The sequence below is a fragment of the Siphonobacter sp. SORGH_AS_0500 genome (assembly GCF_031453245.1).
Lineage (GTDB): Bacteria > Bacteroidota > Bacteroidia > Cytophagales > Spirosomataceae > Siphonobacter.
Map to the genome: position 1 here is coordinate 4,302,839 of NZ_JAVIYT010000001.1, position 23,446 is coordinate 4,326,284.

Annotated in this window: 13 protein-coding genes; 6 read left to right on the forward strand and 7 right to left on the reverse strand. The window is 40.9% G+C overall.

Annotated elements, in window-relative coordinates; translation table 11 throughout:
• Positions 1 to 2: 2 nt before the first annotated feature.
• Both QE357_RS18215 and QE357_RS18220 read right to left on the reverse strand, forming a co-directional pair.
• The gene (locus tag QE357_RS18215; RefSeq protein WP_309710459.1) at positions 3 to 290 is read right to left on the reverse strand and encodes a hypothetical protein; all 288 of its coding nucleotides are present in this window, start codon (positions 288 to 290) and stop codon (positions 3 to 5) included.
• A gap of 341 nt (positions 291 to 631) precedes the next feature.
• Positions 632 to 3,436 carry a bifunctional aconitate hydratase 2/2-methylisocitrate dehydratase gene (locus tag QE357_RS18220; RefSeq protein WP_309710461.1) on the reverse strand — a complete coding sequence of 935 codons (2,805 nt, stop codon included), beginning with the start codon at positions 3,434 to 3,436 and terminating at the stop codon, positions 632 to 634.
• Positions 3,437 to 4,654: 1,218 nt separating this feature from the next.
• Between QE357_RS18220 and QE357_RS18225 the strand changes: the two genes are divergently transcribed.
• The 3 genes from QE357_RS18225 to QE357_RS18235 all read left to right on the forward strand — a co-directional run bounded on the left by QE357_RS18225 (position 4,655) and on the right by QE357_RS18235 (position 9,650).
• Positions 4,655 to 7,843 carry a T9SS type A sorting domain-containing protein gene (locus tag QE357_RS18225; RefSeq protein WP_309710464.1) on the forward strand — a complete coding sequence of 1,063 codons (3,189 nt, stop codon included), beginning with the start codon at positions 4,655 to 4,657 and terminating at the stop codon, positions 7,841 to 7,843.
• Between the two features lie 410 nt (positions 7,844 to 8,253).
• A complete protein-coding gene (locus QE357_RS18230; protein WP_309710467.1) occupies positions 8,254 to 8,580 on the forward strand; it encodes a hypothetical protein in 327 nt (108 codons plus the stop codon).
• Between the two features lie 101 nt (positions 8,581 to 8,681).
• Positions 8,682 to 9,650 carry an ADP-ribosylglycohydrolase family protein gene (locus tag QE357_RS18235; RefSeq protein ID WP_309710470.1) on the forward strand — a complete coding sequence of 323 codons (969 nt, stop codon included), beginning with the start codon at positions 8,682 to 8,684 and terminating at the stop codon, positions 9,648 to 9,650.
• A 486-nt stretch (positions 9,651 to 10,136) separates the two neighbouring features.
• On the opposite strand, the gene QE357_RS18240 is transcribed toward QE357_RS18235, so the two are convergent.
• Entirely contained in the window at positions 10,137 to 11,969 is a 1,833-nt protein-coding gene (locus QE357_RS18240; RefSeq protein WP_309710473.1) for a hypothetical protein, read from the reverse strand.
• 254 nt (positions 11,970 to 12,223) lie between these two features.
• On the opposite strand from QE357_RS18240, the gene QE357_RS18245 reads away from it, so the two are divergent.
• The 3 genes from QE357_RS18245 to QE357_RS18255 are packed head-to-tail and all read left to right on the forward strand — an operon-like array spanning position 12,224 to position 13,528.
• Positions 12,224 to 12,547 carry a hypothetical protein gene (locus QE357_RS18245; RefSeq protein WP_309710476.1) on the forward strand — a complete coding sequence of 108 codons (324 nt, stop codon included), beginning with the start codon at positions 12,224 to 12,226 and terminating at the stop codon, positions 12,545 to 12,547.
• Between the two features lie 29 nt (positions 12,548 to 12,576).
• Positions 12,577 to 13,032: a hypothetical protein gene (locus QE357_RS18250; RefSeq protein ID WP_309710478.1), complete on the forward strand. Its 456-nt coding sequence runs from the start codon at positions 12,577 to 12,579 to the stop codon at positions 13,030 to 13,032.
• Positions 13,019 to 13,528, forward strand: a complete 510-nt coding sequence (locus QE357_RS18255; RefSeq protein ID WP_309710481.1) for a hypothetical protein — start codon at positions 13,019 to 13,021, stop codon at positions 13,526 to 13,528. Before QE357_RS18250 ends, QE357_RS18255 begins: the two co-directional genes overlap by 14 nt.
• A 423-nt stretch (positions 13,529 to 13,951) precedes the next feature.
• Here QE357_RS18255 and QE357_RS18260 read toward each other — a convergent pair whose 3' ends face one another.
• The 4 genes from QE357_RS18260 to QE357_RS18275 all read right to left on the reverse strand — a co-directional run bounded on the left by QE357_RS18260 (position 13,952) and on the right by QE357_RS18275 (position 23,363).
• Complete coding sequence (locus QE357_RS18260) at positions 13,952 to 17,155, reverse strand: carboxypeptidase regulatory-like domain-containing protein (RefSeq protein WP_309710484.1); 3,204 nt, start codon at positions 17,153 to 17,155, stop codon at positions 13,952 to 13,954.
• A 408-nt stretch (positions 17,156 to 17,563) separates the two neighbouring features.
• Complete coding sequence (locus QE357_RS18265) at positions 17,564 to 19,495, reverse strand: family 43 glycosylhydrolase (protein ID WP_309710487.1); 1,932 nt, start codon at positions 19,493 to 19,495, stop codon at positions 17,564 to 17,566.
• 424 nt (positions 19,496 to 19,919) lie between these two features.
• Entirely contained in the window at positions 19,920 to 22,184 is a 2,265-nt protein-coding gene (locus QE357_RS18270) for a hypothetical protein (protein ID WP_309710490.1), read from the reverse strand.
• Complete coding sequence (locus tag QE357_RS18275; protein WP_309710493.1) at positions 22,185 to 23,363, reverse strand: hypothetical protein; 1,179 nt, start codon at positions 23,361 to 23,363, stop codon at positions 22,185 to 22,187.
• Positions 23,364 to 23,446 lie beyond the last annotated feature (83 nt).

Genomic DNA, 23,446 nt, shown 5'->3' on the forward strand with positions numbered 1-23,446 from the left:
AGTCACTGAACTGCTTTATCAAGTTTAGCTCTCAAGGTGGGCTCCGGTTTGTACCGGTAAGCCAGTACGGCTGACGTAAACCATTTACCCCAGAATTCACTCTGCCAGCAGCGGGTCTCGGTTCGGTCACGAAACGGGGATACGAGACGATCTACGTCTTGTGCCAGGATACGGTTCTGATACGAAGCATCCAGTTTTTCACCTATATATCCGGTAATTTTTCCGTATAAATCGGTGTTAACTCGTCCGGTACAGGAGATTGGGCTGTTGCCGGGAACCAACCCAGGCATCCAATGAGCAGTGATGCCTGTCGAATGAGACGAAGCATAGGATGATCTTTTCGTTTAGAGGATACTTATTCTCTGATAAGCATAATCTAAAATACAAAAAATCTAATGAGGTGTCCTATAAAAATGTTAAATGCGTAGCGGCGTATGAGGGAAAGGCACGAAAGAAAACCCAATTAAAAACTATCAGCTATGGGTGTATTGGATGGGTCCACCCTACAACGTGAAGTCTTTTAGCAATGCTCAAGATAAGCGGAAAGAAGAGTCGCATAAACCTCAACAAAAAGACCCATCCGCATAAAGCCGATGGGTCTTTCCCTAATCAGAAAACCTTACTAAGATCCTTAGAAAGAAAGCTGATGAGCCGCGGAGGAACTCGTCGTCATTTTCTGAACAGGTGGGGCAAATTGGGTTAACTTGATTCCCTTCACTGCCGTTTTGTATTCTTCGATTGTAGGAGTTCTACCCAGAATGGCAGAAAGAACCACCACCGGCGTAGAGGCCAGTAAAGATTCTCCTTTCTTACGATCTGAATCTTTTACCACACGTCCCTGGAACAAACGAGTAGACGTAGCCATTACGGTATCGCCCTTCTCTGCTTTTTCCTGATTACCCATACACAGGTTACAACCGGGACGCTCCAGATAGAGGATGTTTTCGTATTCGGTGCGAGCCGTTACTTTCGGAGCCGCATCATCGAATTCGAAACCGGAATACTTTTGCAGTACATCCCAATCACCTTCCTCTTTCAATTCAGCGATGATGTTATAGGTCGGAGCCGCCACTACTAACGGAGCCTGGAATTCTACTTTCCCGTAGTGCTCTTCCAGGTTTTTGAGCATTTTGGCAACGATTTTGATATCTCCTTTGTGTACCATGCAGGAGCCCACAAAACCCAGGTCTACGTGTTTTTCGCCTTCATAATAGGTCAGGTCGCGAATGGTATCGTGCGTATATCGCTTCGAGGCATCCACGTTATTTACGTCAGGATCGGCAATCATAGGCTCATCAATGATGTCCAGATCAACTACGAATTCTGCGTAATACTTCGCATTATCATCAGGAGTCAAAGGAGGCTTCTCACCTGATTTAATTTCGTTAATTCGCTTATCAGCTTTATCGATCAGCCCCTGCAGTACCTGCTTCTCATTATCCATGCCCTTTTCGATCATGATTCGGATGCGATCTTTCGCGATCTCTAATGATTCGATGAGCGTTTCAGGCTGAGAAATACAGATCGAAGCTTTGGCTTTCATCTCTGCCGTCCAGTCGGTGAAAGTAAAGGCCTGATCTGAAAGTAAGGTACCGATGTGTACTTCGATTACCCGACCCTGGAATACGTTTTCACCATTGAATTCCTTCAGCATCTGTAACTGGGTAGCGTGCACGACATCCCGGAAATCCAGGTGATCCTTCATTTTACCCTTGAACGTTACCTTAACCGATTCAGGAATAGGCATAGAAGCTTCACCCGTAGCCAGTGCCAGAGCAACCGTACCCGAGTCAGCACCGAAGGCCACACCTTTTGACATCCGGGTATGGGAGTCTCCCCCGATAATGATCGCCCAGTCGTCTACCGTGATATCATTCAAAACCTTGTGAATTACGTCGGTCATGGAATGATAAACTCCTTTGGGGTCACGGGCCGTGATGAGACCGAAATCATTCATAAATTTCATCAGTCGGGGAATATTCTGCTGAGATTTGCTATCCCAAACTGATGCCGTGTGGCAACCCGATTGATAACCAGCGTCTACGATGGGAGAAATCACCGTGGCAGCCATAGACTCCAGCTCCTGAGCCGTCATTAATCCCGTCGTATCCTGCGAGCCTACGATGTTTACCTTCGCCCGAACGTAAGAACCGGCGTGTAAGGTAGCACCAGAGGTTCCCACCGCATTGCGATTGAAGATTTTTTCTACCGCCGTCAAACCTTGCCCTTCAATGGAGATTTCTTTCGAAGGAGCGAACACGGTTGGAGCCGTAATACCTAGCGTCTTTGCCGCAAACGTCTGTAATTTTTTACCGAACTCGATGGAGTAAGAACCACCGGCTTTCATGAACTCGATTTTCTGAGGCGTGAAGGCTGAACTCACATCCATTACCTCCTGGCCATCTTTGTAAAGCTTCTTGGTCTTGGTATTCACCGTAAGCACCGTTCCGGTATCCACCGAATACGTTTGCTTTAACACGGGCTGACCATCCGCATCGACGATAAGCTTACCGTTTTCATCGAACTGCTTCACCCAGTTTTTAAGATCCAGGCCAATACCACCCGTTACGCCAACCGTAGTCAGGAAGATCGGAGAAATGCCGTTGGTTCCGGCTACTACCGGAGCAATGTTCACGAAAGGCACATAAGGACTAGCCTGCTTACCAATCCAGAGAGCCACGTTATTTACACCCGACATCCGCGAAGAACCTACGCCCATGGTGCCTTTTTCAGCCACCAGCATAACTGTTTTATCAGGATGTTGAGCTTTGAGTTCCTTCAGTGCGGCTTGTTGTGCTTTGTTGTGCTCAAACATACACTGGCCATGCAGTTCACGGTCTGAACGTGAGTGAGCATCACTGCCGGGAGAAAGTAAATCCGTAGAAATATCACCAATACCGGCAATGAAAGTTACCAGGGTAATCTCTTCGGGGATATCAGGTAACTTGGTATAGAAGTCTGCTCGAGCGTAACTCTCAAGAATATCTTTAGCAATTTCGCTGCCGTTTTTGTAAGCCTGCTCTAAACGGTCGGTATCTGCGTCGTAGAGGAATACCTGCGTTTTTAAAACCTCAGCTGCCTGTGTGGCAATGGCAAGATCATCGCCTAAGGCTAAATCCAGTAATACCTCAATGGAAGGACCGCCCTTCATGTGGGACAACTGCTCAAAAGCAAAAGCGGGGGTAATTTCTTTTACTTCCGACTCACCCAGAATAATCTCCTTCAGGAACTTTGCCTTTACACGAGCTGCACTGGTAGTGCCGGGTAATACATTATAAATAAAGAATTGAAGTGACTCATCCCGATGCTCGTGGCCAGCGTGTTTGATCTGTTCAATGACCTCGTACATCAACTCAGCTCCATCAATCGGCAAGGGATGAAGCCCCTGGGCTTCTCTATCTATAATCTGCTTTTGATACTCGTCATATTTGCTCATAATTAACCTATTAGTTCAAGAAGATTAGATAAACCATCGAAAACTACAAATCTACTAAAAAAGTAGTAAATAGCCTTTCTATGCGTTGTTTTTCGCAGGACGGAGGGCCCCTGTAGAGGATGGCTAAAGTAAGTATTTTCCGAAGACGGCAAGGTCATTCCAACGTATCAAGCTGGAAAGGCATCTCAGACCAATTGCTACTTGAATAGATCTAGACGAAGCAATAGGCAGAACTCTAATTTTAGATAATGTCACAAGGAGGGATGAACACCCCTCCTTCTCTCCGTATGAAGATAATAGTAGGAAGAAGACCATTACAAAGTAGGAAGAAGACCATTACAACATTGTTACGGACAAAGTGGAATTAACGTATAAGCATATTCGTTCACAGCTACTGTATCTATTAGGAGAGAGATGATTTCAATGTTGCGATGTGTGGTTTGGTTGGGGTAACGGCGTTTACACAACGTATATAAGCTATACTAGTAAAGATTCTATTGGCAGGCTTGTAAGTGATTTTGGACTTTTAGAATGAGAACCATAAAGTCCAAATCTATAAGATTCAACAACCTAAGCTTGCATATAGACCTTGCGGATGGGATTCATTATAGGGCAAAATATTTATCCATTCCTATTACCTAATTCTTTTCAACTTCTTCACAGATAGCCTTCAAATTATAAATGAAGGAATATTGATAAATCACCTGCCGTACTGATAAGATACGAACATCCGTACATCGCTCTGCTTGGCTATAGAAGCCTGCTTGATCCCGATTGAACAATCAATTCCTGGGTGATGAAACGGCCTTATCAAGCCTTGTTCAAAAATTTAATTCTAACTCGTCTTTATCTTTCTCTTAGGTAGGTTAAAAATCCAGCTTAAAAATATGCTCATGTCATATTACTAAAAATAAAATAATAGAGAACCCTATACCGAGAGACGCAGGTAGTAGTTGAACTACTTCAGGAAGTTAATTTTTTGATGATTACCTGAAAATCAATCATGTCAGGAATTAGACAGAATGGCCGGGCCTACGAGTTTTGAGGGCTTCAAAACCAGAATTAGACTTATAAAATTACCATATGAATAGATTTCAGCTGTTTATTGACTAGATATTCATCTATCCTCTTCCTATCAAGCTTATAGATTTACGCCCTGTACAACTCAACGTCTGATGTCCGCCTTTCTAGATTTATTTACTAAAACCTTTTCTTTTTATGAAGAAAAATTTACGACTTCTTTTGGCCGTAATCGCCTTGCCTTTTTTGGTAGAAGACTACGCTATGGCTCAATTGCCTGGTGGTGTGCCAATCGCCGCCTGGTGGCGGGCAGACGCTCCTAATCTTTATTCCAATGCCGGAACCACTCCAGTAACTTCCGGTGAAGGGGTCTATCAATGGAACGACTACAAGGGACTGGGTTACAACCTCGTCCAAACTAATGCCGGGTACCGTCCCATCTATTCTAATACGACTACTCTGGCCAACTTCAATCCTACGGTTACCTTTGCCAATAAATACATGGACTACCAGCCAGGAGCTGGTGTCAACATCATTGATCGCGTTAATGGGACGCTTTATGCCGCAGGATACACCAACACCTTGAATGGTAATGGCTTCTTTGGCTTTGATGCTTCGAATAATTACCCCGGCTTGCACTTTTACAATGACGCAGGTAATTACAAGTTACTCTTCTTCACGGGTGGTCCAGGCTATCAGGGGTTAAGTAGTAACGTGCAGAAACCAACTTCTTTCTTCACGGCGGGGGCTTCCTGGCAAAATGGTGCGGGAAGCAATGCATCGTATGCAGCAGCTACCGTATCCCTCAACGGTACCAGAGTTTCTTACTCAGGCAGTCAGATCAACAACGCTATTCAGGATGTCAATGCTCGTGACGTTCGGATCGGATATGATAGTGATTACGGACCCCTCAATGGGCAGCTCAATGAAATGATGATTTTTGAAAACGTGCTTACTACCGAAGAGATGGATCGGGTTGAAACCTATCTGGCCATTAAATACGGTACCACCTACGCAGCCGGAATCAGAGATTATAAAAACTCATCTGGTGGCGTAGTGTGGACTAGTGCTAACCACTCGGGTAATCGTTCTAACATTGCTGGAATTGCTCTGGATATGAATGGAGCTCTTGATCAGAAACAATCCTGGAGCACTAACGCTGGTAAACAGATTTTAATTGGAACTACCGGGTTAAACAATACCAATGCGGCCAACACCTCTTCGCTTTCCAACGGTCAGTACTTGATCTGGGGTGATAACGGATTGGCCAAATCGCCATCCGTTGCCTTAGCAGGCGTATCAGGGGTCAACTATCGGTTTGCCTCCATCTGGAAAGTTCAGAATACGGGTAGTGTAGGTACAGTACGGGTTGCCTGGCCGTCATCAGGACTGACCAACCTTTCCTTGATTCAGAGTCCCGATTCGACCTTTGATTCAAACGACACCCCCATTTCTATGGCTTCTAACACTCAGGTCATTAATGGGGTCACCTACAACTACGCTGACGTAACCTTCACCGATGGACAATATTTTACATTGGCTGCATCGTTACAGGGCCCTGGCGGAGTGGTTGCTAACCTGATGATGTGGCACAAAGCCAACGATGGCACCAGTACCCCCGGTACTAAAAGTGTATGGAAAGACGTATCAGGAAACGGACGCGATGTTACCCAGACCAATAATGCGGCCTATCAACCTAATCTGGTTACGAAAGCAAGTTATGCAGGGGACAGTAAGAATTACTTCTTCAACTTTAACCCCTTCTATTATTTTGACGGTACCAACGACTTTTTCTACCGTCTGAATGATGACTATTTCCCCACCAACACCAGTGCCGGTTCTACCTATGGTGTGATGTTCAACTCCGCAGCGGGTGGTTGGCGTACCCCCTACGGCTGGGGTGATGATGACCCGAACCTTGTCCGTGGCGATAATTTATATTACGTTACAAGGGATAATGGAACGGTCCTTACTCAAGACCTTTCCCTGACCACAACTCCCGTACACTTTGCAGGCATGTCGTGGAGAGGAGGCGGCAAGAATGGCATTTACCTGAACACCAATGGCCGAGTGGACAGTACGGGTGTCTATAACATTGGACAATTAAATAACGACCGCAACTTTGCCATTGGTTCGGAAGGAGTTTCCCTTACCTCAGCTGGATATGAATTGTTCCAGGGAGGAATTTCGGAAGTGTTTGCCTACAGCAGCGACCATCAAAACTCTACGGGCGACGAAAAACAGCGGATCAACTCGTACCTGGCCCTCAAGTACGGCATTACCTTGAGAAAAGATTTTGATACTACAGCCGCTAACTATTTAAGCAGTTCATCTGCGGTAGTTTGGAATGCCACAACAAATGCAAAGTATAGTAAAAACATTGCTGGGATCGCTAATGACGTGAATTCGGCACTGAATCAGCGGCAGTCCATCAGTGTCAATAATGGGCAACAAATACTGATTGGAACCATCGGGTTGGATAGTACGAATGCGGCCAACACCTCTTCGCTCTCTAACGGTCAGTTTCTGATCTGGGGCGATAATGGATTAGCTAAAACTCCGGCTAACTATAAGGACAGTTTGGGACATGGTGTGAACGCGTTATTTAATGCGGTCTGGAAAGTACAAAATACAAAGAATGTAGATACGGTACGGGTAGCTTGGCCGGCAGGACTGACCAATCTTTCGTTAGTGCAAAGTACGGATACGACTTTTGAAGCAACCGACCGCTTTACTCCTATGGTACCCAACACCCAAACGATCAATGGTGTTACCTATAACTATGCTAAAGCCGTTCTGAAAAATGGTGAGTACTTTACATTGGCGGCCTTAGTACAGGGTGGTCTACCCGTGAGCCTGGTTTCCTTCGAAGCCAAGGTACTTCCTCAGGAACACGTGCAAGTGACCTGGAAAACCAACCGGGAAGTAAACAATGCAGGATACATCATTGAACGTAGTAAGGATCTTCAGACGTTTGAAACCGTGGCACAGGTCAGGGATGTGGCTTCCGCCTCTAACTCGATCCGTACCTATCAGATCGTCGATGAAAAACCCTTCCGTGGTACGAGCTATTACCGACTCAAGCAGATCGACCTGAATGGCAATACCACCGCCTTCCGTCCGGCAAGCGTTCTGGTAGGAAAAGACGGTTATACCGTTTATCCTAACCCCGTTGGTTCATCAGCTATTCACGTGCAGGTTGATGATCCACAGACCGCTCGGGTTACGCTTCGCACCCTAACAGGTACGTCCATCTCAGTAGATCGCCAAGCAAAAGGACAGGACGAGTTAATTCTCTCCACTACGGGTAAACTCACCCCCGGTGTCTACCTGCTCTCGGTCGAAGAAAGGGCTACTACCCGCACCTATAAAGTAGTCGTTAACTAGACGCTTTGCAATAGAAGACGATTGTCATATGTAAGCAGAGACAAGTTGCTGCTTACATATGACAGTAAAAGGGTACTGAATCAATTGTAAATGATTCAGTACCCTTTTCTCATTCAGTACTTCCAAACGTAAATTGCGTAGCTCTAATCATAGAGCAAAGGATTTCAGAGGGAATCAGCCTAAGTCACCACATGAATACTTTTAGGGACCTTAGCGATAATAGGAGTAAAGGTCTTATACACACTCCTACGAAAACAGGGCTTGTATAACGGTTGAGACTAAGTATTGGGCATTAGGGGGTTGCTTTGAGTGAAATACTAGAAGAAGGCTACACCTCTATCATGCGAATATCAGTGACATGTTTCGCTCAAATATGCTTTTAGAACTTCGACTAACGGAGAAATCTTGTAATGAACGCACCAGCAACAAAAGCAACTTGGGAAATTTTTCCTATGGATCATCCCAAACGGATTGACATATACTTGCTGTTTACAGACAGGCAGTTCTCTACATTAGTAGAAGGACTTATTCCTCAACAAATGGAAGACAAAGGGTTCATTTATTACGAAAATGAATGGCTTTATTTTCATCGTTCCTGGACAGGTCACGGCAGGTATAAAGCAAAAATCAATGAAGTAACTGACGGTTACTCCATAAAAGAGTTTTGGACGGAAAGAAACCCGAAAAATATAAAAATCAGGATGATACTACTGACCTTGAAACGTTTTCATTTTTAATTGCAAGAGGGCTTTTAGGGATTAATGTTCGTAACATTTATCCAGGAAGAACTACACAGTCAGAAACTGATGCTCTAATTGACTAGACTCCCTTTGGAAATATGCTTTTCACAAGTCAAGGTGTTGATTATTTTTATGAAATAACATCTGCTCTTTTCGGTGTTGCCGTTGGCGATGCTTTGGGTGTTCCTGTAGAGTTTAACAGTAGGCAATCCGTTAGTAAAAATCCCGTAACGGATATGATTGGTTATGGAACGTATAATTTGCCAGCAGGAACCTGGTCAGATGACAGTTCGCTCACTTTTTGCCTTACCGAAGCATTAACCCAAAACTTTGACTTACATGTAATCGGGCAAAATTTTGTAAAATGGTATCAGGAAAATTACTGGACACCGCACGGAAACGTTTTTGACATTGGCATGGCCACACAACAGGCTATTTCACGACTTGCCCAAGGCGAAGAACCAGAATTAGCTGGCGGCTTTGAGGAAAGCGACAACGGAAATGGTTCGCTTATGCGAATTTTACCCTTGCTTTTCTATTTGCTTGACAAACCAATCAAAGAACGCTACGCCATTACCAAACAAGTTTCGTCGCTTACTCATGGGCATATCCGTTCTGTAATTGCTTGCTTTTATTATCTTGAATTTGCGAAGCAAATTTTGGAAGGTAAAGACAAGTTTGAAGTTTACAGAAACCTGCAAATAGAAATCCCAAACTACTTAACCAGTATAGCCATTAATCCGAAAGAGATTGCGTTGTTTGACAGGCTACTAACAGGAAATATTGATAAAATTGACGAAGAAAAAATTTTAAGTGATGGTTATGTTTTGCATACACTTGAAGCAAGTATCTGGTGTATCCTAACCACTAATAGCTACGAAGCAGCCGTTTTACGAGCGGTAAATCTAGGGGAAGATACAGATACTACTGGTGCAGTAACAGGAGGACTAGCAGGTCTTCTGTACGGATTTAATAAAATTCCTTTACATTGGCTTCGACAACTAGCAAGGTATGACGACATTGAAAACCTGGCGAAGCGATTTAACAACAAAATTACCAGCCGCTAATACGGTAAAGATATTCCCTATTCGTCCATAAAGTTGTTGAAGCAATGGCTTCCGAGACACCCATTAGCTGTCATTGCATATCTATCCCCCAATTTACCTTTTAAAGAATATGATAACGGAAGAGCAAGTTGAAATTCCTTTGAGTAAAACAAAAATAATATTAACCTTTATAGGTGCACTTATTTTGGTAGGACTTAGACTTTGGATTTTAATAACCCATCCTAAAAGTGATCACTGGCTATTGGGTAAGAGCAATAACTACTGTATGGTTTCACTATGAGTAATCATACAGTCTATTGATTAAAATCTATTGTTGGTACACCTTATATTAACCCCAATGAGGATTGGAGTATAAGAAGTTATAGGTTAAAAATTATGGAAATCTAGATGCGTTTAGCATCAGTATACAATGCACGCCGATGACGTGTATCGTTCAAATCTACGTTACAAAAGCGGACTAACATCATCAAATCACTACAGGCTTATTTAACCTAGCTTTTTTAAATAAGTGATCAAATCGGTTTCAGTGTCTAATCCAAATTTTTGCTTAAGCCGGTAACGGGTCATGCGTACACTTTTGGGTTCTACGCTAAGCAGGTTGGCTATTTGCTTGGTGTCTATGCCCAAGTAGAAATAGGCACAGTATTTCAAATCCAAAGGTGTAAGTTTTTGTCTGGCGTTATCACTCAGTGTTTTGAAAAAGTTGGGATGTATTTTCTGGATCTGAAATTTCGCCTTTTCAAAATCATTGTCCAGCAAATTTTCTTCCCTGATTATCTGGTGAATATTAATAGGTGCATCTTCTCTTAGTTTATCTTTTAGCTGTTGCAGCACTTCGTTTTTGTGCTGAAGATGTAGCTGACTGGCCAATATCTCATTTTGTAGTTTTTCCTGTTGCAGGGATAACAGTTCCTGCTCTGCTTTTAGCCGGTATTGAGCCTCTTTCTCCAGCAGGGCCTGTAGTTCGGCTTCGTTTTTTGCCGCAGAGAGTTCCTTTTCCCGATGGATAGAATATTTTAATTTGAAGTGGTAAGATCGGAACATGTAGAAAGCACCCAGTAGCGTAATAATGCCCAACCCGGCGTATAATAGTTTCTGGACTCTCTGGCTTTCGGCACGGTCTTTCAACGAGGTCAGTTCTCGTTCCTTTTTTTCAGACTCGTATTGCGCCTGCAATTTTTTAGTCGTGGTAGCCTGCTCTTCGTCAAACAATTTCATATAATACTCCGAGGCTTCTTTTTGAAGAAGATAGGCCTGTTCATATTGACCGGTTTTTCGGTACAAACTAGCCAATCCTTCGCAGGCTTGAATTAATGTATAGTAATAAACCGGTTTCGTTTTCAGAACAATGTCACGGGCTTTTTGCAGGTATTGCATGGCGGCTGTATTGTTATTCTGTTTTTCGGCTATAGTTCCCAGGATGCCGTAACAACTAGCAATAATCAGTTCGTTTCCCGGAGCATTCTTTGCTACTTCCAGGGTTTCCATGGTTTTCTGCATGGTAAACGTATTCTTCCCTGGATAATATTTTAAATAATAACTGACAACATTCAGCTTGGCAATGGCATAGGTGCGGCTGGTAACCTGTCCAGGATATGTCGTATGCAGAGCAATAGCTTTGTTGCAGATTTCAAATAATCGATCCAGATCCGATTTCTTTTTATGCGTATCGTATAGATACGTGTAGGCTACCGCCAGTGCGGAATAAGTGTTGGACAGCAGGTTTTTGTCGCCCGATTTTTCTGCGGCCTCTACCGCTTTTCTGGCATACAAAAGGGTATTTTCTACATCATTCCAGTTGGAATAGATGGTGTACAACATATAATTCACCTTTGCTTTCAAAAATTCTTCATCCGAATGTTCGATGATTTTAAGCACCTTCTGGAAAGTTTTAACGGCAGACCGATAATCCTCATACGAATTTAAAATATAGGCCTCCAGGTAATTGGCATAGGCTGTGGTTATTTCGATTTTTGATTGATTCGCAATCGTCCTTACCGAATCCAGGTATTTGCGGTCGGTCTGAAAATCTTCCTTGTTATTATAAATCAAACCTTGATTAGCGTAAGCCTTTACCAGCCCCAGCTCATTGTTTTCCTTTTTTGCCAAGGCTATGAGCCGGCTATTCATTCCCAACGCTTTGTTATAGAGGTCCTCGTTTCGGTAAAATTCCACCAAAAGCGGAAGCGTTTTTAATTGCCCACGGGTATCGGTACTTTTTTGGCTAACTATGCTATTCAGGCTATCCAAGTATCGGTTCTGGGCTTTTAACCTTGAAGAAAAAACCAAGAAAAGGACGAGGTATAAGGTGTATTTCATAAGACAAATCTATGAAATATGCAGTAGTTTACTACCATTATCAATAAGTATAAAAATTAAATCATCTTCTATATTTACTACTGATTTTCAATAGATTAATAATGAGGTAGACGTTTTGTAGACATTCATTTTCTTTAGATGTAGCCATTTTGTAGTAGTACAAAATACAGTATTTTATTATTAGATATTCACCTTTGCTCCTAGCAGTTATATCCGCATTGCTTGGATTATTAGTATTAAAAAAATTAAAAGAAATGAACAACAAAACACTTTCTATCGTCTCTTACATTACCTTGATTGGCTGGCTAATCGCCTATTTTTCTGGCAAAGACAATGCAGACCGTCTGTTTAAGTATCACCTCAGGCAATCTCTGGGTTTAATGCTGGTGAGCATTGTGGTCAATATTGCCCTTTCCGTTGTGGTCATGATGATTCCCTCGCTTTCATTCCTGTCTTATATCGGGTATTTAATCTTCGCCCTGCTGATTATCGGTATCATTAATTCTGCTAACGAAGTAGAAAAACCGCTGCCGATTATCGGTAAGATGTTTGAAAACAAATTCGCATTCATCGGATAAAATCAATCCACATCTTAGTATACTGATTTATGGAACTAAAGCATTTTACCCAAGATGGAAACCGATACACTCATAAAACACCGAAGGGGTTTGCCGTTCTGATCATCACTCTTCTCATTGTACTGACGGGTGTAGGTTTTTGGATAAAAGTGCCTTCGTTTAGTGGTGTATTTGGCATTTTTCTGATTCTATACATCCTCAATTTGTTCACCCGGAATATGGTAGTTGATATGGACAAAAGGATTATTAGCGGGAAGATAGCCTTGCTACGGCCAACAATAGAAATCCCTATTGATGATATTATCCGGTTTGAGTTTTTCCAGATAAAAACCTATTTCGTTACTACCAGCACTTCGCTCAATATGTATTATCAAAAAAACGGCAAGAAAAAAGGGGTGATGATTGTAAATGGCGTGACTAAAAAACTCATTCAGGAAACGCTGAACGAAATAGAAACCATCCTCGGTCAGTATGAGCAGCATTGATACCTATAGGATTCAGGAAACGGCCCGGCAATTTTCTCTGCAGCCCTTTTACCCTTACAAGAAAAGACTGAAATGGTATGCCGGCTCCGTATTACTTATAGGCATTGCAGGGCTGTATTGCTTTCATCAAGTCAATGATACGGTAAAAATAATTGGTTCTGCTTTGCTGATTGTTCTGGCCGGGTTTGGGATAAAGGAAGGGATTTTTGAAGCCACTATTGCCTATACTTTTGATATAGATAGCAATGCTGTGTACCAGAAAATAAGCTTCCTACCCCGAAGAAAAATCCTGGCCCTGAATGAAGTGGTTCTTTTCAAAAGCAATGAACTCGGCAGTTGGCACTACACCATGGGAGCCGACAAAAAGCAATTTCTGAAAAACTATACCATTAGCGAGAGATTTGGGACTGACAACAGTGCCAGGCTTTTGGCGTATGAAGATGAGGTTTTGACGAAAATCAAGACCTGTATAGTGGCCGCGATCAATAGTAATTAAACATCATGATTGCTTTTGAAACATGAGTAATAATCTAAAGCTAAAACAAAGCAATAACTACGAATGCGTTAATAACCCGAATAAAGCCAAGCCAAACTACGTTTTGTGGAATAGCTATTTTCATATTTTCTGGATTCTAATGTTTCACTTTCTAAAGGTAGTAATAGGGTGAAGTCATTGCAAGCTGGTATTGTAGCAATGGAAAATGCCGCCAGATTTGAAATAAAATAGCAATACTGTACGGAGATCTGCCCAAAGACTTTTACAACGTTCATACGGAACTGTGTCGTGGATGGTAGAAAAGCATCTACGATGTCTTCGTCACACCAAGTAACAAGTGGAGGGTGCTGAATGAATCACGACTTATTGTGATTCATTCAGTACCCTCCACTTGTTAAATACTTCCTATTACTCAGCTCAAGCCTAGAAAGAATACCGGGCTCCTAACTGCATTTGCCAGCGAGATCCGAGGGGATCAATCGAATAGGGCGTGGTAGGACGGCTCCAGGTAAAGGTCGGGTCTCCCGTAGTGGGGTTAGTAGCCCGAGCTAGACCGATAGAAGCAGTTGAGTTAAAGGTATTGGGTGAGAAGTAATAATACCCTAGCTTTTTATCTACCAGATTCAGGAAGTTCAGGATGTCGTACGAAAGCTGAAGAGAATGGCCATTTTTCATGGTAATCTCGTGCAGAAAACGTAAGTCCATCGTATTGTTCCAGGGGGTACGTCCGCCGTTACGCTCCGTAAAGGTTCCCATGCGGGTTTTCAGGTAGTTATCACTCTGCACAAAGGCCATGAAATCCTGTGCCTGTGTTCCCGTTGGCAATAACTTCTGAGCTTCCGTCAGATCTTTTGGAATGTAGGCTAACCCGTTCGCTTGTCCAGAACCATTAATCGTTGAGTTAACATACCCCCAGGAATACGCAGAGCCTGACTGGAAAGAAGCGAACAGAGAAACCGTTGTGGCGTTGGTATTGCTCCACTTCTGGCGGTAATTAACGCTGGCTACGATGCGGTGACGAATGTCAAAGTTTGAGTAAGCCAGAGATGGATTGTTCGGTGAGAGCGACTGGTTCAACTGCCAGTTAGACTCCATAGAGTTCCGAATACCGTTGGTAAGATCAAATGCCTTACCATAAGTATAAGCAGCCGAGAAGCCTAAACCTGCCGAGTAGTTTTTCTGAATCTGGGCAGTTAAGCTATACCGACGTCCCTGATTCGTATTAGAGAGCATGTAAGCATTCGCGAAATTATCATTAATCCGCTGAGCACCCGCCGCTCCGGTTGACGATACGTAAATAGGCTGCTGATGCTGCGTGTCATAACTGTAGTAACGAACGACATCTTTGGTATTCACCTGTTGGAATTTCAGATCATGGATGACTTTCGTATACAATCCTTCTAGCGTGATCTTATAACCGTTGATTACATAGTCTACGGCTAAGTTACTCCGAAACATCTGAGGCATCTTGAAGTTATTGTCAATCAAGTCAACCTGAGTCCGGCGAGTACCTCCGTTGTTATTGTTAATAGCCAAGGCTCCACCGGGTACCAGCGGATCTCCTACGAGTTTCGTGGAGGCGGTAGCGTTGTTGTTAAAATCATAAGCACCGTAACCTACCCCGTTGTTATAAAACCCATAACCAAGCCAGGCAAAAGGAATACGGCCCGTAAACAGACCCGCTCCACCCCGAATAACAAGACTCTTATCTCCTTTTGCATCGATATTGAAGCCCAAACGAGGCGATACCTGTACATTGTTTAGATACTTATTCGTGATCTGATTCAAAGGAGTGTACGTATAGGTTGTACCGTAATTAGGATCTCCGGTAGAAGCCGTTACCTGAGGACTCAACGCGGGTTTGGTAGGTAATCCCGTATAATCGAAACGAATGCCGGGAGAAAGTTTAATACGATCCGTAAGCTGAATATCGTCCTGAGCATACAAACTCAGCAGGTTGACGTTGAAATGAGCGTAGGGATTGTTAAACTGATTGTCGAGGCTGTTGCTGGCATCAGCAAACGGATACGAACCCCGCACCCGGTTGGGAAGTTTATTCATAAAATCATCCACGGACCGATAGGAAATCCGACCATTAGGAGCATTCACGAATCCATAATCAATTGTATAGAATTCGTTGTGCGTACCTACCGTGAAGGTATGGTTACCTTTATAGAACGTGAAGTTATCCGTTAACTCAAACGTTTTCTGACGCAGGTTGAATACGGAAGCTTCCCGGTCGTTACCCAGGAAGATCGTACCGCCATTGTAAGCAATCTCTACCTGTGGGAATGTACGAATATTAGAAAGGGTCGTACGGTAATCGTGTACAGTAGAATATCCTGCAATTAAGCTATTGGAAGCACGTCCGAATTGCGTTTTCAACTCCGCAACCGTACTGGTCTGGTTGTTATTCTGACGGAAATCGATGCTACCGAAACGGAAGTTTGCGGCATCCCGCTCGAGGTTGGTTGCTTCCGAGAATACCGTGTTATTACGCAAGCTTAACTGATTACGAGCATTGATATTCCAGTCCAGACGATTGAAGAATTTCGTACTTTTTGAATAGATGGAATAATTACCGTACGAACCAGCCTCAAACCCGTAATTAGTTTTCACGAAATCTGAAATCTGTTGAGCTACTGCCGCATCTTTAATCAGGGAAGAAGCCGAACCTGCCTGGAACTGTACGGGATCCTGACGGTTGGTGATTTCTTCATTAGTAAAGAAAAACAGCTTGTTCTTGATGAGAGGTAAGCCTACTCTAAAACCCGTTTGATATTCGTGAAAAGTGCTGGGTAACTTTTCTTTTGCGTTGGCGGCTCCATTCCAGGCTCCCGTCAGCGTCGCATTGCGACCAAAACCATAAACAGAACCCGAAACCTTATTTGTACCACTCCGCGTAACGGCGTTTACCGATCCCCCCAGGAAGTTACCCAGCCGTACGTCGAACGGAGCAACGGCTACCTGAATATCCTGAATAGCATCCAGACTAACGGGGTTGGTACGCGTACTTGAACCGGGCTGCCCTGACGTTCCGGTTGATCCACCCAGCGAGGGGCTAAAACCAATAGCATCGTTATTAATCGCTCCGTCAATCGTTACGTTGTTGTACCGGAAGTTGGTACCCGCAAAGGAGTTCTGATTGTTTACCTGAGGCGTTAATCGCGTCATGTCCGTGAGGCTACGGGAGATCGTAGGCATTCGGCGAATCGTTTCACTACCCACGTTTAATCCGGCTCCGTTGCGTTCTCCTCCTTTTTCGCCTTTTACAACCAGCTCACCTAAGGTTTGGGTTGAGTTCTGCAAGGTGACGTTGATGGTAGTCGTTTCCCCTAATTGAAGGGTAACTCCGGGGATCGTATTTGTTTGAAAACCAATGGAGGAAAATGTAATTTCATAGGGGCCACCGACACTCATGTTATTGATTCGGTAACGGCCCTCCGTATCAGTAATGGCCGCATAACGGGTACCCGTCGGGGTAAAAACAGCCTGAACTGTAACTCCTACCAGCGTCTCTTTTTTGTCATCTATGACACGTCCGCTCAAGCCGCTGGTGGTTACCTGAGCCCACGCCTGACTACTGACCAGTAAAGCAAATAGTAGAATAACCCTATAGAGTTTCATAAATTAGTTGGGATCCTTAAGTTTTAAGATGCCCCGCAATTTATGTCTGGTATGTTTCCTGAATATTAACAACTCCCCTCTAGAGATTATAATGAGATTAAAAGATACGACTAACGCCCACCCACCTGTTTTTTACCTAATAATTTCATTTATTTATCTCATTTATAAGTAGTTGATAGTTTTTCGTTGTTAGTTAATAGACTGGCATTTAGTACTTCTACGCCGATCTATCCATTATTAAATTATTACAAGAACTTATCACCACTTGACCGTAGGTTTCTACTGTATGATTTTGGTAAAATCCATTTATGATTATTCAAAACCCGTTTAAACCAGCAACGAGTTAATCGATAAAGAGACCTAGCTCCTTGATCCATTAACTCGTTGCTGGCTTAAATTTAGTAAAACCTATTTAGTTGGGCTGGAAGTATTCGATACGCCTTCACTAGTCATCATTACTCGTTTTATGGTTCCGTTTTTATTGTAGTCCAATTTGTCAATACATATCGAGCGGCTATAGCTATTACCATCGGTTTGAATACCGCCGTTATGATAAATGAAGTACCACTGCCCTTTGTGCTGGACAATCGCCTGATGATTGGTATTACTGTTTCCGGCAATCTCATTTAAAATACCTTTGTATTCGTAAGGTCCTTCAATGGAATTAGCCACGGCATACGCAATTTTTTCCGGGAAGCCCGTTGCATAACTCAGGTAATATTTGCCTTTGTGGGCATGAATCCAGGGAGCTTCCGTAAAATTGAAGCCCGGGAACTGAACCCGTTTGATTTCCCCCTCTATTTCGATCATGTTCTTTTTTAATTTGGCATAATAGCATTCGAGGTTGCCCCAGAAAAGCCAGGCCTGATCGTTAGCATCGATATATACCGTAGGGTCAATACAGGCCCAGGAGTGGGAAGAGGCAAAACAATCCTTATTAGTAAGCAGAGGTTTCCCCAACGCATCTCTGTAAGGTCCTTCCGGTCGATCCGCTACTGCAACTCCAATACCTGACCAGTTTGTGCTGATGTACCAGTAATATTTCCCGTTTCTTTCCATGACCTGACCCGCGTACGCATCTCCACTCTTCGCCCAGGGGAAGTCCGTTATTTTTAAGGGCACGGGATACTGGGTCCACGTTTTCAAATCCGTGGTTGAATACACCAGCCAGTCTTTCATTTTATATCCACTTTGCCCACCAGCGAAATCGTGACCCGCGAACAACCACAGCGTATCTCCTTTCACCAGTGCCGCCGGATCAGCCGTGTACGCATGCGTAATGATGGGATTTCCTTTCGAAGTAAATAAATAGCGATCAGAAGCCTCGACGGGTTGTAACAAGTCATTAGGAACGCCCCCCCATTTCGACTGTAAACGGCGGGCTTCTTCTCGGGTAATGCCGATGACACTGCCATGCCGGGGATTAAAGTTTTTGGTGAAAGACTCGGGTTTATCCGTAAAATGATACAGATCGGTGCTCCGCTGAAACTCATACCGCAGGTTCGTGTATAGATCATACATCAAAATATACTCGTCCGAGTCGTTGAGTTTGAAGACACTGGAGCCCTCTACTACAATATGTTTATCCGAATAAGCATCCAGATACTTGAAATCCTCTACCCAGGGGCCGCTCAGCGACTTCGAAGTGGCCTGTTGAATGCCATTTTTGATTTCTTTGCCACTCTCATCTTTTGTATTCCCTTTAAAGAACAGATGGTACGTGCCGTCTTTATAAACAATATCGCCATCAATGGCTCCGTACTTTGCCCGGAACATCAGCTTGGGTTCAGCCTCAAAACCGGTAAAGTCCTGATTGGCATAGGCAGAATAAAAATCAAGCTTCGAATCGTCTTTGAAACGTACCGTGAAGTAGATCAGATACTTTTTGGCCTGGGGATCATAGATGGTTTGCGGAGCCCATACCCATTGTACATTCCCAAACGTCTGCGGGTAGGTTTTGGCCAGGTCGATACTCCGGTGGGTCCAATCCACTAGATTAGTGGAACGCAGCAGAACAATACCCGGATTACTCCCCCAACCATTTTTACCTACGAACATATCAGTTGCCGTCAGATAAAAGGTATTTCCATCCTGTCCGCGTAACAAATGTGGGTCCCGAATTCCACCCGTTTGCGAGATGTCACTGGAGGCAATAATAGGCTGATTGTTATTTAAAGCAGACCAATGGATAGCATCCTTGCTGATGCCCAAGCGTAACTGCTCCTGCTTGAGCGGGTCTCCTGAACCCTCGAAGTAAGCAAATAGATACCCTTCGAAGGGCGGTGAAACCTGCTTGGTCTGGGTAAAAGCGGTTACACTGCCCAGCAGGACAAAGATCACAGCTAGTACTTGGTTACGTAAAATCATTTTAAAAGGCTAAATATGAGACGAAAGAAAATAGGTTTATCAGGGTTTCTGTTCAGGCAAAAAGGTACGTCTTCCTGCAAGGTTAGCCTGTCCAAGAAGTTGTCCTCATTGATCTGAGGTATAAAGTGCAGAAATCATTCTTGCTGGGACTTTGGGACGGTGATGATAGGTAGTGGTGAATTTATGACGGATCTGTATTCCTGAAGAATCTTCTACTAATATGTTGAAATGAGCAGTTTATACTCATTGCGGAGCTGTTAATTTTAGGAATCTCGCTGCCGTTGTTAGTGACGCTACGCTAAACGCCAACAACGGTGGTGATAATTAATAATTACATTTAATCCATTATCCAAATGCAAGGCTTTACTACTTTAATATAAAATAATAATATTCAATTTCACTGAATATTATCTTCATAGATACTTTTAATTGATTTAGTAAACATATTTACTTTGTCATTATCTATTACTTCAAGATCAGCTATCAATAGCAAATAGTGCTCTCTTACTAAACGCAATTTCCCGATTGCAACAGCATATAAAAATTCAAAAATTGCTTCCCCTTGATACTGATCTTTATGTTTAATAATAGTTTTTAAAAGCATTAACATATCTTCAGAATTTTTATAACTAAAAGAATAATTTAATTCTTCATATTTAGCTGACCTCAAAATTGAAGCCTGTATTATACCATCATTAAATCGACTAAAAACAAATGGATCTAATAAATTTTTAACAAAGTTGGTTTGAAAAAGACCATCTATCTTATTATTTCTCATATTATTCAAAACACATGAAATAGTAAAATACACATCAGATTGCGTAACGTTATCAAAATAATTATTATCACTAAAGAAAGCCGAGTTTTTTCGTATTTTTAATTCTCTTTCGCGATAGTCATTATAGAAAATATTATCTGAACCTCCCTTTAAAGAAACATTAGAGAAGCCATTTATAATTTCTATCCGATTATCTAATAGGCTCAAGGGGTAATCTAGTTCACTTCTGACATTTTTTAAATACTTTTGCTCAACTACCCAAGGCTTATCGTGGTTTGAATTATCACAATTCAAAGTCTCTATTTCTATAAATGTACTGTTTTCAGGACCATAAAGCCCATATTTCAAATTACTTTTAAGTTCTTTATTTTTATCTGGGTCACTTATTCTATTAATAGCTATGAAATAAACGATTCTTAGTTGATCATAATTTCTAAAAAACCTACTCAGGTAAAGCAAATTTTTACCGTTTGTAATACAAGAACCAACAATTAATATTGCTCCACCATCTTCAATATTCACACTATCTTCATTTAAGTCAATATGATTAATCATTTTGATATTAACCTTAGAATGTACTGTAGTTTTCTCGTGAATATATTGGGCCAATAGTTTAGATCCTTCATCATTTAAATAAACAATATACTTTAGCGAAGCAGGTATATATTGATCAATATATGAATTTATCTTATATTTATGTTCTTTATAATGCTCTTTATCAATATTTTTTATAATATTCTCGTAATCTATATAAACATTATATTTTTTATTTAACACTGAATTTTCACTATAAGATATTTTCAAAGATGTACCATTATCTGAATTATGCTTAAATTGAGAAACAAAATCTTTAAGTGATTTAGTAATATACTTACTAGCTATTATATTCCTAGTATTAACAATTGGTTCTTCCAAATTAAAAGAATCGCCTACTATTTTTATTGGGCTTGATTTATTACAACAAAACTTACACAATTCCCCTCCCCTAAATTGTTCATATTTATGAATTCCATAATCAAATCTTGCATTATACTCTAAATTACATAAAACTCTTTCTGAATCTAAGCTTGACTCTTGTTCAAGAGGTAAATAAAATAATACACAAATATTTTCAGAATAAATTTCGGGATTATTCTTTTTTATATAATTAACTATTCTTCCTGAAGTAGACGCTGAAATTAAAAATATTGAGTTATCATAGAATTTATAATTTTTACTATAAAGACCCTCATAGGATTTGAAAGACTCTATATTTATATCTTTTGCCATTCCATATCTTTTCAAGTATTGGTTTATAGAATATCCTATCACATTAATAGATAATGTATCACAGTATATATTATTAAAATCTACTTTTTTAAATCTATGTAACGTATTCAACGCAATGAAATCAATCTCAGACTTAGACGCTAAAACATTTGCAGTTCTCAAAAATTTTGATGAATGTTTACCTGAGGGAAAAACATAGTGATGTGCAATTCCATTGCTTTCGACAAGCCCTCCATTTTCAATAAAAATACTTACTAATCCTTGTCTTACTATTTCATTAATATTGTTTTTAAGAAAAGAGCTAGATTTATTAATATTATATTTACTATTATTGTACGAAATATAAAATATACTTTCTCTTAAAGAAACTTCTTCAACTTTAGGGATGCTTTTAAATATTTTTTCAATATTTTCACTTACGATAGTAGCTATTTTTACTATAGATTCACAATTAATAAAAACCAAAGCACTTGTTTGATAAGAATATTGAAAATATTCAAATAATTCATCACTTAAAGCATTAAAATCAAATTCTGCATAAGGATTAAAAATAACAGTAATAGTTTTATATTTACTGTCTTCAATACTCGCGTTATAAATAAAAAACTTAGCCATCTATTGCATACTTTTGAATGGGTACATTATGCTTATAAATGTCCCACTCGGTTTCACTAATTGAAAATAACTGAAATTAGTTTTGTTCCAATCATCCAAAACTAACTCACTTAGGTTATTTACATCAATAGGCTTATAGTTATCTTTTATCAAGTCTCTACATACACTATATTTATCAGTATCAATTCTAATAAACCCTTTTCCATTAAGAATATTCAAAATCCTATCTAGTCCTAAACCTTTTTTTGTTTTCAAAATTGACTTTGAAGATGTCTGATTTTTAATAAGACATTTTTTTATTATCTCTAAATCTCCATAGCAGTCTCTAGGAGTGAATCTATCTATAAAACCAACACCAGAGTCAAATACCATAATTTCTAAGTAATACATCTGCCCTGATTCATTAATACAGTTATTTAAAACAAGAGGATGTTTCAAAAATTCTTCAAGTGGAGTATTTTTATATTCTTCAATTGCTTTATTATTATTATTATTATGAAAACGAATATACAAACCTCGAATGCTGGATGATAATTCAACTAAATCAGAACGTGTCTTACCCCATTCGTATGTATTTTTCAACAATTCGTAAACTACAGAACTAACATCGTCAACAATGCCTCTGATTTCATTTTTATTATTTTTATTAAGTGTAAGAACATAATTATTAATTATTTTAGCTATACCATTAACCACCTGATTTTCATTTACATTAAATCCATTTACACTTTCTAATAACTTTATACTACCTTTACTCTCAGGTAGATGATCTGTATTAATCAAAATATATTTATTGCCTTTAATTTTCAATAAAGAGTTCATTTTGGTAAAAAATATATTCTGTTTATCTCTCAAAATATACTTAATATCCTGACCATCTTTATCAACGAATTTTGTTGAATTCCACAATAAAGAAATAATTGGGTATGCATACTCCTGATCGTACAATGAGTCTAAATCATCCGCCTTTCCGTTAATTTTCAAGACTGCAATTTGTGTTTTATTATTTAATGTAATAATAAACTTTAAAAAATCAGCTAATAGCCCAAACCTATACTTATCTATCTTGATAGGTATAGTTAATTTTACATTTTCTTCTTGACTTTGGTTTATATATATATTGTATAAATTAACCAACTTGCTTGATGTAACACTCGCGGTAATTTTTATTTCAGCCATTAATTTGATTAGCTTATTAAAACTTTAAGAATAATCCATCACGAATGATAGCCTTTTTTACACAAGATTATAGAATATCATGA

Bases quoted from the DNA above. Each gene is read 5' to 3' on its own strand.
- QE357_RS18270 (WP_309710490.1), bottom strand. From the start codon at position 22,184: ATGGCTAAGTTTTTTATTTATAACGCGAGTATTGAAGACAGTAAATAT.
- QE357_RS18215 (WP_309710459.1), bottom strand. From the start codon at position 290: ATGCCTGGGTTGGTTCCCGGCAACAGCCCAATCTCCTGTACCGGACGA.
- QE357_RS18230 (WP_309710467.1), top strand. From the start codon at position 8,254: ATGAACGCACCAGCAACAAAAGCAACTTGGGAAATTTTTCCTATGGAT.
- QE357_RS18235 (WP_309710470.1), top strand. From the start codon at position 8,682: ATGCTTTTCACAAGTCAAGGTGTTGATTATTTTTATGAAATAACATCT.
- QE357_RS18275 (WP_309710493.1), bottom strand. From the start codon at position 23,363: ATGGCTGAAATAAAAATTACCGCGAGTGTTACATCAAGCAAGTTGGTT.
- QE357_RS18220 (WP_309710461.1), bottom strand. From the start codon at position 3,436: ATGAGCAAATATGACGAGTATCAAAAGCAGATTATAGATAGAGAAGCC.
- QE357_RS18245 (WP_309710476.1), top strand. From the start codon at position 12,224: ATGAACAACAAAACACTTTCTATCGTCTCTTACATTACCTTGATTGGC.
- QE357_RS18225 (WP_309710464.1), top strand. From the start codon at position 4,655: ATGAAGAAAAATTTACGACTTCTTTTGGCCGTAATCGCCTTGCCTTTT.
- QE357_RS18255 (WP_309710481.1), top strand. From the start codon at position 13,019: ATGAGCAGCATTGATACCTATAGGATTCAGGAAACGGCCCGGCAATTT.
- QE357_RS18250 (WP_309710478.1), top strand. From the start codon at position 12,577: ATGGAACTAAAGCATTTTACCCAAGATGGAAACCGATACACTCATAAA.
- QE357_RS18260 (WP_309710484.1), bottom strand. From the start codon at position 17,155: ATGAAACTCTATAGGGTTATTCTACTATTTGCTTTACTGGTCAGTAGT.
- QE357_RS18240 (WP_309710473.1), bottom strand. From the start codon at position 11,969: ATGAAATACACCTTATACCTCGTCCTTTTCTTGGTTTTTTCTTCAAGG.